Source organism: Pseudomonas sp. AGC41, assembly GCF_057334555.1.
On the sequence record NZ_JBHFJB010000029.1, the window covers coordinates 1 to 14,260 of the forward strand.

14 protein-coding genes are annotated in these 14,260 nt (G+C 62.5%); 2 read left to right on the forward strand and 12 right to left on the reverse strand.

Annotated features, from left to right (window positions below):
- Positions 1-353: 353 nt before the first annotated feature.
- The 12 genes from lipA to ACE04F_RS05600 all read right to left on the reverse strand — a co-directional run bounded on the left by lipA (position 354) and on the right by ACE04F_RS05600 (position 11,818).
- Positions 354-1,376 carry a lipoyl synthase gene (gene lipA / locus ACE04F_RS05545; RefSeq protein ID WP_014340371.1) on the reverse strand — a complete coding sequence of 341 codons (1,023 nt, stop codon included), beginning with the start codon at positions 1,374-1,376 and terminating at the stop codon, positions 354-356.
- Position 1,377: 1 nt separating this feature from the next.
- Positions 1,378-2,025, reverse strand: a complete 648-nt coding sequence (gene lipB / locus ACE04F_RS05550; protein WP_486105346.1) for a lipoyl(octanoyl) transferase LipB — start codon at positions 2,023-2,025, stop codon at positions 1,378-1,380.
- Positions 2,025-2,300: a DUF493 domain-containing protein gene (locus tag ACE04F_RS05555; RefSeq protein WP_053125656.1), complete on the reverse strand. Its 276-nt coding sequence runs from the start codon at positions 2,298-2,300 to the stop codon at positions 2,025-2,027. The genes lipB and ACE04F_RS05555 overlap by 1 nt, the downstream gene beginning before the upstream one ends.
- An 82-nt stretch (positions 2,301-2,382) precedes the next feature.
- Positions 2,383-3,540, reverse strand: coding sequence for a D-alanyl-D-alanine carboxypeptidase family protein (locus ACE04F_RS05560; protein ID WP_486105347.1), 1,158 nt, complete (start codon positions 3,538-3,540; stop codon positions 2,383-2,385).
- 168 nt (positions 3,541-3,708) lie between these two features.
- Positions 3,709-4,734, reverse strand: coding sequence for a septal ring lytic transglycosylase RlpA family protein (locus tag ACE04F_RS05565; protein ID WP_486105348.1), 1,026 nt, complete (start codon positions 4,732-4,734; stop codon positions 3,709-3,711).
- A complete protein-coding gene (gene mltB, locus ACE04F_RS05570; RefSeq protein WP_486105349.1) occupies positions 4,734-5,744 on the reverse strand; it encodes a lytic murein transglycosylase B in 1,011 nt (336 codons plus the stop codon). Before mltB ends, ACE04F_RS05565 begins: the two co-directional genes overlap by 1 nt.
- A gap of 17 nt (positions 5,745-5,761) precedes the next feature.
- A complete protein-coding gene (gene rodA / locus ACE04F_RS05575; RefSeq protein WP_305501174.1) occupies positions 5,762-6,865 on the reverse strand; it encodes a rod shape-determining protein RodA in 1,104 nt (367 codons plus the stop codon).
- Between the two features lie 31 nt (positions 6,866-6,896).
- Positions 6,897-8,792: a penicillin-binding protein 2 gene (gene mrdA / locus ACE04F_RS05580; protein ID WP_486105350.1), complete on the reverse strand. Its 1,896-nt coding sequence runs from the start codon at positions 8,790-8,792 to the stop codon at positions 6,897-6,899.
- Positions 8,793-8,802: 10 nt separating this feature from the next.
- Complete coding sequence (gene rlmH, locus ACE04F_RS05585) at positions 8,803-9,270, reverse strand: 23S rRNA (pseudouridine(1915)-N(3))-methyltransferase RlmH (RefSeq protein WP_486105351.1); 468 nt, start codon at positions 9,268-9,270, stop codon at positions 8,803-8,805.
- A 9-nt stretch (positions 9,271-9,279) separates the two neighbouring features.
- Entirely contained in the window at positions 9,280-9,774 is a 495-nt protein-coding gene (gene rsfS / locus ACE04F_RS05590; RefSeq protein WP_434571605.1) for a ribosome silencing factor, read from the reverse strand.
- Between the two features lie 72 nt (positions 9,775-9,846).
- Positions 9,847-10,518: a nicotinate-nucleotide adenylyltransferase gene (gene nadD, locus ACE04F_RS05595; protein WP_434574088.1), complete on the reverse strand. Its 672-nt coding sequence runs from the start codon at positions 10,516-10,518 to the stop codon at positions 9,847-9,849.
- Between the two features lie 28 nt (positions 10,519-10,546).
- Positions 10,547-11,818, reverse strand: a complete 1,272-nt coding sequence (locus ACE04F_RS05600; protein WP_486105352.1) for a glutamate-5-semialdehyde dehydrogenase — start codon at positions 11,816-11,818, stop codon at positions 10,547-10,549.
- Positions 11,819-12,016: 198 nt separating this feature from the next.
- Between ACE04F_RS05600 and ACE04F_RS05605 the strand changes: the two genes are divergently transcribed.
- Together ACE04F_RS05605 and ACE04F_RS05610 are read left to right on the forward strand one after the other, a co-directional pair.
- Positions 12,017-12,697 carry a DNA-3-methyladenine glycosylase gene (locus tag ACE04F_RS05605; protein ID WP_486105368.1) on the forward strand — a complete coding sequence of 227 codons (681 nt, stop codon included), beginning with the start codon at positions 12,017-12,019 and terminating at the stop codon, positions 12,695-12,697.
- A 217-nt stretch (positions 12,698-12,914) separates the two neighbouring features.
- On the forward strand, positions 12,915-14,231 hold the full coding sequence (locus ACE04F_RS05610) for a bifunctional DedA family/phosphatase PAP2 family protein (protein ID WP_486105353.1): 1,317 nt from the start codon (positions 12,915-12,917) through the stop codon (positions 14,229-14,231).
- The last annotated feature ends 29 nt before the right edge of the window (positions 14,232-14,260 follow it).

Consider the following 14,260-nt stretch of genomic DNA (forward strand, 5'->3'; position numbering starts at 1 on the left):
GGCTCGCTCCCACCGGAGAAACGCGATCCATCAAAAACCAGGTCGACCCCAAAGGCCGCCTCGCTTGGCTTTTGCTTTTGATCTGGAGCGCCCCGTTAACCACGCTGGCTGAACGAAGGTATTGCGCAGTGGGCAACCCGGCATGGATGCCGGGTTAGCCGCGCTGGGCCATGGATGGCCCTTCGCGGCGGCCCACGGAGCGATGCCTTCGTTCAGGCATGCCGAGCCCTAGCGAGGCACCGAGTGGTGGGGCAAAAGCGTTTTGGTTACTTTTGCGCTTTATAAAAGTGACCCGCTGTAAGAGCGGAACCGTCAGTCGCCATTACGCAAAAACGGATATACCACCAAAAAACTCAGGAACCCAAAAGCTCAGCCTTGACCAATTTAGCCTGCTCATCCGCATGATACGAAGACCGCACCAACGGCCCCGAAGCCACGTTCTTGAAGCCCATCTTGTACCCTTCCTCAGCAAACCAGGCAAAGGTATCCGGATGCACAAAACGCTGCACCGGCAGATGGCTACGGGAAGGCTGCAGATATTGGCCCAAGGTCAGCATGTCGATGTCATGCTCACGCATGCGCTTCATGACCTCGATGACTTCTTCATCAGTCTCACCCAGACCCAGCATCAAGCCAGACTTGGTCGGGATATGCGGCATCATCTGTTTGAAACGCTGCAGCAGGGTCAGCGACCACTGGTAGTCCGAACCAGGACGCGCAGCCTTGTACAGGCGTGGCACGGTTTCCAGGTTGTGGTTGAACACATCCGGCGGCTCGGCGGCGGTGATTTCCAGGGCGATGTCCATGCGCCCACGGTAATCGGGCACCAGGGTTTCCAGCTGCACGTTCGGCGACAGCTTGCGGATCTCGCGGATGCAGTCGGCAAAGTGCTGGGCACCGCCGTCACGCAGGTCGTCACGGTCCACCGAGGTGATGACCACGTATTTGAGCTTCAGGTCGGCGATGGCGATGGCCAGGCTCTCCGGCTCGTTGGTGTCCAATGGCTTCGGGCGGCCGTGGCCGACGTCGCAGAACGGGCAGCGACGGGTACAGATGTCACCCATGATCATGAACGTCGCGGTGCCGCCGGAGAAGCACTCGCCCAGGTTCGGGCAGGAGGCCTCTTCGCAGACGCTGTGCAGCTTGTGCTTGCGCAGCAGGGCCTTGATCCGGTCGACTTCCGGGGAAACCGGGATGCGCACGCGGATCCAGTCGGGTTTCTTCGGCAGTTCGGTGGTCGGGATGATCTTGACCGGAATGCGTGCAACCTTCTCGGCGCCGCGCAGCTTGACGCCGGCCTCTACCTTGGCACGCGGGGCCGGACGTTCGGTGACGTCCAGCGTCGGGATCATGGTTTGCACTGCATCAGTAGTCATATCAGTCGATTCCGCCCGTGAGGGTCGTCTGCTCAGCATAGTCGAGGTGTTTGACGAGCTGCGCGCGCAGCCGGGCACTTACCTCGGCAAATTCAATCGATCCTGCGTGATCGCGCAGCTGGGTCATTGCCAGCCCTGCATAGCCACAGGGATTAATCCGTCGAAACGGCTCAAGATTCATGTCCACGTTCAACGCCAGGCCATGGAACGAACAGCCATGGCGGATGCGTAAGCCGAGGGAGGCGATCTTCGCCCCGTCGACGTAGACGCCCGGTGCATCCGGCTTGGCCGCCGCGGCCACGCCGTAGCTGGCGAGCAGCTCGATCAGGCACGTCTCCATGCGGGTGACCAGCTCGCGCACACCGAACCCCAGCTTGCGCACATCCAGCAACAGGTAGGCAACCAGTTGGCCGGGGCCATGGTAAGTCACCTGCCCGCCCCGGTCGACCTTCACCACCGGGATATCGCCCGGCAGCAGCAAGTGCTCGGCCTTGCCCGCCTGGCCCTGGGTGAACACCGGAGGGTGTTCCACCAACCAGACTTCGTCGTCGGCGCTGCTGCCACGTTCGTTCGTGAAGCGCTGCATGGCATGCCAGACCGGCTCGTAAGCCATGCTGCCCAGCTCGCGAAAGCCCAGCGTGCCCGGCATCACAACACCATGTGCACGAAACCGGTCGCTCGCAGCTCGCTGTTGATGTCGTAGAGCTGTTCCTGGCCGGTGGCAATGATGTGCAACTGGATGGTCGTGTATTTGCCGTTGGTACTCTGGCGCTCGGCCAGGGTTTTGTGGTCAACGGTGGCGTGTTTTTCAAGGATCGCGATGATCTTGTCCTTGAAGCCCACACCGGTGTCGCCGATTACCTTGATCGGATAATCCGCGCAGGGAAATTCGATCTTTGGCGCCTTTACTTCAGAGTCTGTCATGGCGTAACGGCCTCGCAAGCCGTGATAACGAACATGGCCCCGCACCGGAAAGGAACGGGGCCATGCAGGTCAACACTCGAAATCAGTTGAACAAGCCGTAGAAGAATAGACGGATGCTATCCCACATGCGGCGGAAAATACCACCTTCCTCGACCGCGTCCAACGCGATCAGGTCGGCGCTGTGCACCACCTTGTCGTCCAGTTTGACTTCGACCTTGCCGATCACGTCACCCTTGGCGATAGGCGCGGTCAGCTGAGGGTTCATGGTCATGCTGGCGGCAAGCTTCTTGAGCTGGCCTTTAGGCAAGGTCATCGTCAGGTCTTGGGCCAGGCCGGCCTTGACCTGGTTGGTCGAGCCTTTCCAGACCTGGGCCTGGGCCAGTTCGGTGCCCTTCTGGTAGAAGGTCTGGGTTTCGAAGAAGCGGAAACCGTAGGTCAGCAACTTCTGGGTCTCGGCGGCGCGGGCCACTTCGCTGTTGGTGCCGAACACCACGGCGATCAGGCGCATGCCGTCACGAACCGCCGAAGACACCATGCAGTAGCCAGCCTCCTCGGTGTGGCCGGTCTTCAGGCCATCGACCGTCTTGTCGCGCCACAGCAGCAGGTTGCGGTTAGGTTGCTTGATGCCGTTCCAGAAGAATTCCTTCTGGGAATAGATGGCGTAGTGCGCCGGGTCTTCGTGGATGATTGCCCGGGCCAGGATCGCCATGTCGTGAGCCGAGGAATAATGCTCGGGGTTCGGCAGGCCGGTCGGGTTCATGAAGTGGCTGTTGGTCATGCCCAGGTCGGCGACCGTCTTGTTCATCATGTCGGCGAACGCGTCTTCGCTGCCGGCAATGTGCTCGGCCAGGGCGACACTGGCGTCGTTGCCGGACTGGATGATGATGCCGTGCAGCAGGTCGCTGACGGTTACTTGCGAACCGACCTTGATGAACATCCGCGAACCGCCGGTGCGCCAGGCGTTTTCGCTGACGGTCACCGGATCGTTCTCACCGATCTGGCCGCGACGGATCTCCAGCGTGGCGATGTACGCGGTCATCAGTTTGGTCAGGCTGGCCGGAGGCAGGCGCTGGTCACCATTGTTCTCTACCAGCACATTGCCGCTGCTGGCATCCATAAGAACGTAGGCTTTGGCCGCCAGTTGCGGAGGCGAAGGCATCATCTCGACCGCGAACGCGGCCGGAGAGAGAAGCAGCGGGACTAACAGGCAAAGGCGTTTGGCAAAGGTGGTGATGTTCATCCGTCTCTCGAAATCGCTAATGGGACTGCCCGAAGGCAAAAACTAAACTGGCAATTCTACAAGGAGCTGCCGCGTATTTAAGTTGCTCACTCACAACCCTTGCCGGGCTTTTATTATTGGTGGAGCCAACAACCTGACCCGCCCAAACCACGAGCGGGCCTCAATCAATCATTCGGACGTGACCAGGCTCGGCGAACCGAGATTGGCCAGGCGCACGCTATTCTGCACCTGCTGGACCTCACCCGGAGACCCGATCGGCCCCAGGCGCACCCGATGCAGGGTCTGCTGGTTGCGCACGATCGAGCTGATGAACACCGGCGCGCTGACCATCGAGCTCAGCTTCGACCTCAACAGTTCTGCAGCGTCCGGGTTGGCGAACGCGCCCACTTGCAGATACTGGCCAGACGCTGTTGCAGAAGCGTTTTTTTTTGCGTCGATCTGCACCGGCACCACGGCCGCGGCGTGTTGCTGCGGCGGCGGGGTCCATTGCTCGACCGTGCCGGTGGAAGCCGTCAGGGTCGGCGCGGCATTTTGCGCCACTTTCGGTTCGTTGAGCATCAAAGGCGCCGGACGGCCACGCTGGGCCCACCATTCCTGCGGATCGATGCCTTCGACCTTGACCCGGGCGGTGCCGGTTTCAGCGTAACCGAGCTTTTTCGCCGCCGCGTACGACAAGTCGATGATGCGGTCGGAATAGAACGGCCCACGGTCGTTGACCCGCAGGATCACCGTCTTGTTGTTGTCCAGGTTGGTCACTCGCACATAACTGGGCAACGGCAGGGTCTTGTGCGCGGCGCTCATGCCATACAGGTCGTAGACCTCGCCATTGGCGGTGTTCTGGCCGTGGAACTTGGTGCCATACCAGGACGCCGTGCCCGAGGCGACGTAGCGCTTGGATTCGGCTATCGGGAAATAGGTCTTGCCCAGCACCGTGTACGGGTTGGCCTTGTAGGGGCCGGTGTGCAGGGTCGGCGTCGCATCGGGAATCCGCGAGACATCGACATCCCACCACGGCGCGCCATCCTTGTGGGCCCGGTTGATGTCCAGGCCCGGAGTAGTCCGCACGACGGCGGGACTCTTCTGGGCTGGTGCGCGGCTGGTCGAACAGCTCACGACCAGCAAAGACAGCGCCGCCAATGCCACCAGCTTGAGGGGCCTGGCTTTCAGGGGGTGATAGGTAGGCAATGCCCGCATTATTTGACGCCCCGTGCTTTGACCAGCTCTTCAGACAGTTGATATACGGCCATGGCGTACATCACGCTGCGGTTATAACGCGTAATCGCGTAGAAATTCTTCAGGCCCATCCAGTATTCGGGGCCTTGTTCGCCTTCCAGGCGCATCGCGGTGACCGGCATGTCGTCACGCAGCGCATCATGACTCGACCAGCCCAGCGCTCGCAACTCCCCGACCGTTTTTGTCGGCTCGATGCCCGTGGTCAGGCCTTGGTCCACCTGGTCGCCACGCACGTCCGCAAGGCTGACCACCGGTTCGCCAGCCTCCCAGCCATGCCGCTTGAAATAACTCGCAACACTGCCGATGGCATCGGTCGGGTTGGTCCAGATATTGATGTGGCCGTCGCCGTCGAAGTCCACCGCATAGGCCCGGAAACTGCTGGGCATAAATTGTGGCAAGCCCATGGCCCCGGCGTAGGAGCCCTTGAGCGTCAGTGGATCGACTTGCTCTTCGCGGGCCAGCAGGAGGAATTCGCGTAGTTCCTTGCGGAAGAACTCGGCGCGTGGCGGGTAATCGAAGCCCAGGGTCGACAAGGCGTCGATCACTCGAAAATTCCCGGTGTTGCGGCCGAAGAAGGTCTCGACGCCGATGATCGATACGATGATCTGGGCCGGTACGCCATATTCCTGCTCGGCGCGCGTCAAGGCAGCTTCGTGCTGGCGCCAGAAGTCCACGCCCCGGGCGATACGCGCCTCGGTGATGAACATCGGCCGATACTCGCTCCACTGCTTGACCCGCTCGGCGGGCCGGGAGATCGCGTCGAGGATCGACTGCTTGCGCTCGGCCTCGCGGAACACCCCCATCAGCTGTTCGCCGGCAAAACCGTAGTCGCGGGTCATCTCGCCGACGAATTCGGCCACCTGCGGCGAGCCTTCGTACTCGCCGGCCAGGGCCTGCGGCGCACAGCCCAGGAAGCCGACCAGGCCGACCCACGGCGCATATCGCGTCGACCAGCCACGCATTGCTTGCATTGAACTCTTCACCTTATTCAAACCTGCGCGATCCACTTGCGATGCGTATGGATCGACATCAAAACCCCAAACGCTGACAGTAGCGTCACCAGCGAAGTTCCTCCGTAGCTAATGAATGGCAACGGCACCCCCACCACCGGCAGCAGGCCACTGACCATACCGATGTTGACGAAAACATAAACAAAAAACGTCATGGTCAGGCTGCCCGCCAGCAATTTGCCGAACAGCGTCTGGGCCTGGGCGGTTATCACCAGCCCGCGCCCGATCAACAGCAGATAGATCAGCAACAGCACGCAAATGCCCACCAGGCCGAACTCCTCGCCCATCACCGCAATGATGAAGTCGGTGTGGCTTTCCGGCAGAAAGTCCAGGTGCGACTGTGTGCCCATCAGCCAGCCCTTGCCAAATACGCCGCCGGAACCGATGGCGGCCTTGGACTGGATGATGTTCCAGCCGGTGCCCAGCGGATCGCTTTCCGGGTCGAGGAAGGTCAGTACTCGCTGCTTCTGGTAGTCGTGCATCACGAAATACCACATGGCCACCGACACCGGCACGGCGGCGGCGATCACGCTGAGGATCCAGCGCCAGCGCAACCCGCCCATGAACAGCACGAACGCACCGCCGGCGAGGATCAGCAGCGAGGTGCCAAGATCCGGCTGGCGGACGATGAGGATGAATGGAATACCGATCAGCAACAGACTGATACACACATGCTTGAGCTGCGGCGGCAAGGACCGCTTGGACAGGTACCAGGCAATGGTCGCCGGCATGATGATCTTGAGAAACTCCGAAGGCTGGAAGCGGATCACCCCGGGAATGTTGATCCAGCGGGTGGCGCCCATGGCGTTGTGGCCCATGATGTCGACCACCACCAGCAAACCCACGCCGACCACGTAGGCCAGCGGTACCCAGCGCGCCATGAACCGCGGTTCGAGCTGGGCGATGACGATCATCGACACCAGGCCGATGCCGAACGAGGTGGCCTGCTTGGCCAGCAGGTCCCAGCTCTTGCCACTGGCCGAATACAGCACGAACAGGCTGCCGGCGGCCAGCGTCAGCAAAAGGATCAGCAACGGACCGTCGATGTGCATGCGCTGCAGCAAGGTGGCGCGACGGCGCATCACATCTTCGCTGGAGAGGATGCGGTCGAAATTATTCTTCACGGGCCGTAGCCTCCGCGCTGATGGGGCTTGCGAATTCGGGCTTGAGCTGGCCGTGCTCATCCAGCAGCCAGGCGTCCATGATCTGGCGCACCACCGGCGCGGCGACGCCGGAACCGGACTCACCGTTCTCGACCATCACCGACACGACGATCTTCGGGCTCTCGGCCGGCGCGAAACCGACGAACAAGGCGTGGTCGCGGTGGCGTTCCTGGACCTTGGAGCGGTCGTACTTCTCGCCCTGCTTGATCGCTACCACCTGGGCGGTACCGCTCTTGCCGGCAATGCGATATTGCGCGCCGATGGCCGCCTTGCGCGCTGTGCCCCGGGCGCCGTGCATGACCTGTTGCATGCCGACGTTGACCTTCTGCCAGTCCGACGGGTTGCGCAGGATGATGTCCGGCATCGGGTCCGGGTCCACCGGTTTCTGGCCTTCGATGGTCTTCGCCAGGTGCGGGCGGTACCACTTGCCCTTGCTCGCCACCAGCGCCGTGGCCTGGGCCAGTTGCAGCGGCGTGGCCTGCATGTAGCCCTGGCCGATCCCCAGGATCAGCGTTTCGCCGGGGAACCAGGCCTGGCGGCGGGTCGCCCGCTTCCATTCCCGGGACGGCATCAGGCCCGGGGACTCTTCGAACATGTCCAGGGAGACTTTCTGGCCGAGGCCGAACTTGTTCATGTAGGACGACAACCGATCGATCCCCAGCTTGTGGGCCAAGTCATAGAAGTAGGTGTCGTTGGACCGCATGATCGCCGCTTCCAGGTCCACGTAGCCGTCACCGGTGCGGTTCCAGTTACGGTACTTGTGGTCGTAGTTGGGCAATTGGTAATAACCCGGGTCATAGACCCGGCTCGACGCGGTCACCACGCCGGCATCCAGCCCGGCAATCGCCACGGCCGGCTTGATGGTCGAACCCGGCGGATACAGGCCGCGCAGCACGCGGTTGAACAACGGCCGGTCGATGGAATCGCGCAGCTCGGCGTAGGCTTTGAAGCTGATGCCGGTGACGAACAGGTTCGGGTCGAAACTCGGCTGGCTGACCATCGCCAGGACTTCGCCGGTGTTCGGATCCAGCGCAACCACCGCGCCGCGTCGCCCACCCAGCGCCGCTTCGGCGGCTTCCTGCAACTTGATGTCGAGGCTCAGGACGATGTCTTTGCCAGGAATCGGGTCGGTACGCTTGAGCACCCGCAGTACGCGGCCGCGAGCGTTGGTCTCGACCTCCTCGTAGCCGACCTGACCGTGCAGCTCGGCCTCGTAGAAGCGCTCAATGCCGGTCTTGCCGATATGGTGAGTGCCGCTGTAGTTGACCGGATCGAGAGTCTTGAGCTCTTTTTCGTTGATCCGCCCCATGTAGCCGACCGAGTGGGCGAAGTGCGGCCCTTGGGGATAATGCCGCACCAGCTGCGCCACCACCTCGACGCCCGGCAGGCGGAACTGGTTAACCGCGATCAGGGCGATCTGTTCTTCGGTCAGCTCGAACATGATCGGCACCGGCTCGAAGGGGCGCCGGCCCTGGCGCATGCGCTTCTCGAAGATCGCCCGGTCCTCGGGGGTCAATTGCAGCACTTCGACGATCACGTCGAGGACTTTCTGCCAGTCACCGGACCGTTCGCGGGTCATGCTCAGGCTAAAGCTCGGCCGGTTATCGGCCACCACCACGCCATTGCGGTCGAAAATCAGCCCGCGGGTCGGCGGAATCGGCTGCACATGCACGCGGTTACTTTCCGACAGGGTCGAGTGGTACTCGTACTGGATCACCTGGAGGAAATACAGCCGCGCAATCAGCACGCCGATCAGCGCGACCACCGTAATGGCGCCGAACACGACGCGGCCCCGCACCAGGCGGGCGTCTTTTTCGTGGTCCTTGATGCGGATCGGCTGAGGCATGGGGGCAGGATTACTTGTGATAAGGGTGCCCGGACAGGACTGTCCAGGCACGATACAACTGTTCACCGATCAGGATCCGCACCAGCGGGTGCGGCAACGTCAGGGGCGACAACGACCAGCGTTGATCGGCCCGGGCGCAGACTTCCGGCGCCAGCCCTTCCGGACCGCCGACCATGAAATTGACCGGGCGCGAATCCAGCCGCCAGCGATCGAGCTCCACCGCCAGTTGCTCGGTACTCCAGGGCTTGCCATGAACTTCGAGTGTGACGATGCGCTCGTTCGGCCCGACCTTGGCCAGCATGGCTTCACCTTCCTGGCGGATAAAGCGCGCCACGTCGGCGTTCTTGCCGCGGGTATTGAGCGGAATTTCCACCAGTTCCAGGGCCAGCTCGGACGGAAGACGCTTGGCATATTCATGCCAGCCTTCTTCCACCCACTTGGGCATGCGAGAACCGACGGCGATCAGGCGCAGTCGCACAGCGATCCCTTATTGCTGGTCTTTGTTGAGCTTGGTGAAGTGCTCATGGGTGTTTTCCGGGCTGTGGTGCGCGGCGCTGGCCGAACGGCTCTGCTCGGCACCGGCCCACAGGCGCTCCAGGTCATAGAACTGGCGCGCCGAGGCGGTCATCATGTGCACGATGACGTCGTCCATGTCCAGCAGGACCCAGTCGCTGTCGCCCTTGCCTTCTTCGCCCAACGGCTTGACGCCCTGGGCCTTCACCGCTTCGCGGACCTTGTCGAGCATTGCGCCGATCTGGCGGTTCGAAGTACCGGTGGCGATGATCATGTAGTCGGTGATGCTCTGCTTTTCGCGAACGTCGATCACCTGGATGTCCTGGGCCTTGACGTCTTCCAGGGCCGCCACGGCCACCTTGACCAGTTCTTCGCCGACCAGCGCCACGCCGGTTGGCGCTTCTACCGGCAGCGGGGCGCTCTTGAAAGTGCCCTTGCGCTTTACTTTGTTCAGGTCTTTGTCAGTCATATAAAACTCGTTTTGCTCGTATGTTCGGGCGCTTCGGTACACGTTGATTCGTGTCGGCGGAGCACGCCTTGTTCAGTTCGACGCACGGTACAGACCGTGCGCATCGATGTAGGCCAGGACCGCGTCGGGCACCAGGAAACGTACCGACTTACCGCTGGCCAGCAGTTGACGGATCTGGGTGGCGGATACCGCGAGCGGCGTCTGCCAGACGAATGCAATCTGTCCGCTCGGCCCCTTGAGGGCCAGCGGGTCGCTCACCGAGCGCGCCGCCAGCAGGTTGCGCAAGGCATCCGGCGGTTCGCTGTCGGCATCCGGGCGTTGCAGCACCAGGATGTGGCAATGCTGGAGCAACTCTTCCCAGCGGTGCCAAGTGGGCAGGCCGCAAAATGCGTCCCAGCCCAGAAGCAGGAAAACCTGGGCATCAGCGGCCAGCTCGGCGCGCATCAGCTCCAGGGTATCAATGGTGTAGGACGGTTTGTCCCGCTGCAGTTCGCGGGCGTCCACCACCAACGGCGCCACACCGGCCACCGCGCACTCGACCATCGCCAGGCGATCCTGCGCCGACACCTGCGGCGTATCCCGATGAGGTGGCCGGGCGCTGGGCGTCAGGCGCAATTCATCAAGGGCCAGGGCGTCGGCGACTTCCAGCGCACCGCGCAAATGGCCGATGTGCACCGGGTCGAATGTACCGCCCAGGATACCGATGCGCTTTGGCGCGGTCGCCGTCACAGCGGGCGTAGTCATGGAGGCCAGTGGGTCGAGGTCGCCCAAGTCAGGCTGGCTCCTGTCCGCGCAACTGGCCGTCGCCGACCACGATGTACTTCTCGCAGGTCAGGCCTTCCAGGCCCACCGGGCCACGGGCGTGCAGCTTATCAGTAGAAATGCCGATCTCGGCACCCAATCCGTATTCGAAGCCGTCGGCAAAACAGGTCGGGGTGTTGATCATCACCGACGCCGAATCCACTTCAGCCACGAAGCGCCGGGTTTCGCCCTGGTGCTCGCTGACGATGGAATCGGTGTGGTGGGAGCCGTGGCGATTGATGTGCTCGATGGCCTGGTCCAGCCCGTCCACCACGCGGATCGACAGGATCGGCGCGAGGTATTCGGTGTCCCAGTCTTCCTCGGTAGCGACGGCGGCCTCGATGATCGCCCGGGTGCGTTCGCAACCACGCAGCTCGACGCCTTTTTCGCGGAACTGGGCCGCCATCGATGGCAGGAAATCCCCGGCAACGGCCTGGTCCACCAGCAGGGTCTCCATTGCGCCGCAGATGCCATAACGGTAGGTCTTGGCATTGAAGGCGATGCGCTGGGCCTTGGGCAATTCGGCGTGGGCGCTGACGTAGACATGGCAGATGCCGTCCAGGTGCTTGATCACCGGTACGCGGGCGTCGCGGCTGACCCGTTCGATCAGGCCCTTGCCGCCACGCGGGACGATGACGTCGACGAACTCGGGCATGGTGATCAACGCGCCGACCGCGGCGCGATCGGTGGTTTCCACCACTTGCACGACCGCCGCTGGCAGGTTGGCTTCGGCCAGCCCGCGCTGGATGCAGGCGGCAATCGCACGGTTCGAATGGATCGCCTCGGAACCGCCGCGCAGGATGGTCGCGTTACCCGACTTCAGGCACAGGCTCGCGGCGTCGATGGTCACGTTCGGCCGCGACTCGTAGATGATCCCGACCACACCCAGGGGCACGCGCATCTTGCCGACCTGGATACCCGATGGCCGATAGCTCATGTCGCGGATCGCCCCGACCGGGTCCGGCAGAGCCGCCACCTGACGCAGACCGACGATCATGCCGTCGATGCGTGCCGGGGTCAGCGCCAGGCGCTCGAGCATGGCCGGCTCAAGCCCATTGGCCCGGCCGGCGGCCAGGTCCAGCTCGTTGGCGGCGGACAGCTCGGCGCGCGCAGCGTCCAGCGCATTGGCGGCGGCCTGCAGGGCGCGGTTTTTCTGCGCGGTGCTGGCACGACCGATGATGCGCGACGCTTCGCGGGCGGCGCGACCCAGGCGGGTCATGTAGTCAAGAACGGACTCAGTCATGGTCTGTGTGGTCTTGGCAAAGAGGAAAGCGGCAGATTATAGCTGTCGTAACCCGCGACTAACAGCATGGACTGACAGCGGTGACCGGCGGAGAAGCAAAACTGGCATGAATCGCTAGTGTTTCCGTGAATGTTCAGCGGTAATTAAGCTTTCCATTGTTATCATCGCGCTACTTTTGGCCCTGCTCCGTCCATGACCATGACCGATTCGCCTTCAATGCCCACTGCTTTGCCACACGCTTTTTTTGACCGCGACGCCCAGGAACTTGCCAAGGATCTGCTGGGCAAGGTGATTCGCCACAAGGTTGGCGACCTGTGGCTGAGCGCGAGGATCATCGAGACCGAAGCGTATTACTTCGCCGAAAAGGGCAGCCACTCCTCGTTGGGCTACACGGAAAAACGTAAGGCATTGTTTCTGGATGGCGGCCACATCTATATGTACTACGCGCGGGGCGGCGATTCGCTGAATTTCAGCGCCCAAGGCCCGGGTAACGCCGTGTTGATCAAGTCGGCGTACCCCTGGGTGGATTCCATCAGCGGCCCGGCAAGCCTGGCGCAGATGCTGCTGAACAACCCAGATGCCCAAGGCCGACCACGCACGCCGCAGAAACTTTGTGCCGGACAGACCTTGCTGTGCAAGGCGCTGGGGCTGAAAGTGCCGGACTGGGACGCCAGACGCTTCGACCCTGAGCGGTTGCTGGTAGAGGATGTAGAGGTGCCAACGGTCAATGTGATCCAGACCACTCGCCTGGGCATCCCGCTGGGACGAGATGAACACCTGCTTTACCGCTTCGTCGACGCCGCCTACGCGCCATGGTGCACCCGCAACCCGCTGCGACGGGGGCAGGTCGAGGGGCGGGATTATTTTTTACTTACTTGAAACGACAATTTCCCTGTGGGAGCGGGCCTGCTCGCGAAGAGGACAGTCCTGCGCCATTGATGTTGACTGATACGCCGCTTTCGCGAGCAGGCTCGCTCCCACATTAGATTTTCACTGGGCGCGGATTTTGGCTACACCCGGAATTACCTTGTGGAAGCGAGCTGGCTCGCTCCCACAGTAAAAACATGCGGTTTGAACAATAAATGGAGTTGTCCTTATGGGCCCTTGGCTCGATAGCATTACCGGCTGGCTGACCGTCAATCCGCAATGGCTGGCGGCGGCGGTGTTTGTCGTTGCTTGTATTGAATGCCTGGCCATCGCCGGGTTGATCGTGCCGGGCACTGTTTTGCTATTTGCGATCGCGGTACTGGCCGGCAGCGGCGCCTTGTCCCTGGGCGAGACGTTGCTGCTGGGCCTTTTGGGGGGGCTGCTGGGGGACCTGGTGTCCTATTTCCTTGGCCGGCATTTCCACCAGAACATCCGGCAACTGCCGGGGTTGCGGCAACATCCGGAATGGATGAGCGCGGCCGAGAGCTACTTCCAGCGCTACGGCATCGCCAGCCTGCTGGTGGGTCGGTTTATCGGGCCGTTGAGGCCGATGCTGCCAATGGTAGCCGGAATGTGTGACATGCCGTTCCCGCGCTTCGCCGCCGTCAGCGTGCTGGCCGCGGCAGGCTGGACCGTAGCCTACCTGCTGCCGGGCTGGGCCACCGGCGCGGCGTTCCGCCTGCCGTTGCCCGAAGGTTTCTGGCCGCAGGCCGGCGTCGTCATCGGCAGCATCGCCGTGATGCTCGGGCTGAGTGTCAACAGCAGCCTGCGTCGTCATCGCCATGCCTCAGCGATCATAGCAACTGTCGGTCTGGCAATCCTGATCGGCCTGTTTGTCGGCTTCCGTTACCTGACGGCCTTCGACCAGGGCCTGATGGCCCTGGTGCAGGAGCATCGCAGCGCGACGCTGGACGAGATTGCCGTGACATTCACGCTGATCGGTGAATTCCGCTACATGTTGATCGTCTGCAGCCTGGTAACCGTGTTGCTGCTGTTGGCACGACAGTGGCGGCAGGCAATCTTTGCCGGCGGCACGATGCTGCTTACGGCCCTGGCCAACACTGGCTTGAAACTGTTTTTCGCCCGCGTGCGCCCTGAGATCCTCAGCGAACCCTTGACCAGCTACAGCATGCCCAGCGGCCACGCTTCCGGCGCTTTCGCCCTGTTCCTGAGCCTGGCGATACTGGCCGGTCGCGGCCAACCACCGCGCCTGCGCCTGACCTGGTTGCTGCTCGGCTCGTTACCGGCGCTGGCGATTGCCTTGTCGCGGGTGTACCTCGGCGCCCACTGGCCGAGCGACATTGTCGCCGGGGCCATGCTCGCCGCCACCGTCTGCGCCGCTGTCCTGTGGCTGAGCCAGCGCCAGGAACCGCTGCGTGCGATGTCGCCGAAAGTCTGGTGGCTGGTCCTGCCGGCGCTGGCGGCGGCGTTCAGCTTCTTCGCCCTGCGGCACCTGCCGCATGCGATGTTGCGGTATGCCTACTAAAGCTCAAACGCCGCCCTCCTGTGGGAGCG

Excerpts from the sequence above, each read along its gene's own strand:
- lipA (WP_014340371.1), bottom strand. The coding sequence starts at position 1,376 with ATGACTACTGATGCAGTGCAAACCATGATCCCGACGCTGGACGTCACC.
- lipB (WP_486105346.1), bottom strand. The coding sequence starts at position 2,025 with ATGCCGGGCACGCTGGGCTTTCGCGAGCTGGGCAGCATGGCTTACGAG.
- ACE04F_RS05555 (WP_053125656.1), bottom strand. The coding sequence starts at position 2,300 with ATGACAGACTCTGAAGTAAAGGCGCCAAAGATCGAATTTCCCTGCGCG.
- ACE04F_RS05560 (WP_486105347.1), bottom strand. The coding sequence starts at position 3,540 with ATGAACATCACCACCTTTGCCAAACGCCTTTGCCTGTTAGTCCCGCTG.
- ACE04F_RS05565 (WP_486105348.1), bottom strand. The coding sequence starts at position 4,734 with ATGCGGGCATTGCCTACCTATCACCCCCTGAAAGCCAGGCCCCTCAAG.
- mltB (WP_486105349.1), bottom strand. The coding sequence starts at position 5,744 with ATGCAAGCAATGCGTGGCTGGTCGACGCGATATGCGCCGTGGGTCGGC.
- rodA (WP_305501174.1), bottom strand. The coding sequence starts at position 6,865 with ATGCGCCGTCGCGCCACCTTGCTGCAGCGCATGCACATCGACGGTCCG.
- mrdA (WP_486105350.1), bottom strand. The coding sequence starts at position 8,792 with ATGCCTCAGCCGATCCGCATCAAGGACCACGAAAAAGACGCCCGCCTG.
- rsfS (WP_434571605.1), bottom strand. The coding sequence starts at position 9,774 with ATGACTGACAAAGACCTGAACAAAGTAAAGCGCAAGGGCACTTTCAAG.
- nadD (WP_434574088.1), bottom strand. The coding sequence starts at position 10,518 with ATGACTACGCCCGCTGTGACGGCGACCGCGCCAAAGCGCATCGGTATC.
- ACE04F_RS05600 (WP_486105352.1), bottom strand. The coding sequence starts at position 11,818 with ATGACTGAGTCCGTTCTTGACTACATGACCCGCCTGGGTCGCGCCGCC.
- ACE04F_RS05605 (WP_486105368.1), top strand. The coding sequence starts at position 12,017 with ATGACCGATTCGCCTTCAATGCCCACTGCTTTGCCACACGCTTTTTTT.
- ACE04F_RS05610 (WP_486105353.1), top strand. The coding sequence starts at position 12,915 with ATGGGCCCTTGGCTCGATAGCATTACCGGCTGGCTGACCGTCAATCCG.